2 protein-coding genes are annotated in these 402 nt (G+C 66.4%); both read right to left on the bottom strand.

Translation table 11 applies throughout. The features are described from left to right. The coding region (locus LPA54_RS40870; protein ID WP_228985472.1) for a TerD family protein at positions 1-125 on the bottom strand (125 nt) is incomplete at its 3' end. 136 nt (positions 126-261) lie between these two features. Continuing rightward, the coding region (locus LPA54_RS40865) for a UvrB/UvrC motif-containing protein (RefSeq protein ID WP_228985471.1) at positions 262-402 on the bottom strand (141 nt) is incomplete at its 5' end.

The following is a 402-nucleotide window of genomic DNA, read 5'->3' as shown; positions in this document are numbered from 1 at the left end:
CGGGTGCCGAACAGGCCACGCCGGGGGGCCGCCTGCCAGCCGAGACCCATGCGCACCGCGGTCAGGCTGCCGCCGTCGTTCTTCTGCAGACTGATGGCCTGACCCTTGGTCATGTTGACGGTCACGCGCTGATTCCCCTCTCGGACGTCCCCTGTTGCCGCGAAGACCGCGGTTGACCAGAACCCTACGCAGGTGCACTGACAGCGACGTACCCCGGTCCACACTTTGTGTCGGTCTTGCAACACATTCCGTGTGCGGAGGTCAGGACAGGCCCGCCTCCTGCATCTGCCTCAGTTCCTTCTTCATCTCGGACACCTCGTCGCGCAGCCGTGCCGCGATCTCGAACTGCAGGTCGGCGGCGGCTGCGCGCATGCGCGCGGTGAGTTCCTCGATCTGCTCGGC

Origin of the sequence: Streptomyces sp. DH12 (assembly GCF_020873895.1) — a bacterium.
Lineage (GTDB): Bacteria > Actinomycetota > Actinomycetes > Streptomycetales > Streptomycetaceae > Streptomyces.
Note: the sequence above shows the minus strand (reverse complement) of the source record. Positions and strands in the feature narration are given on the sequence as shown.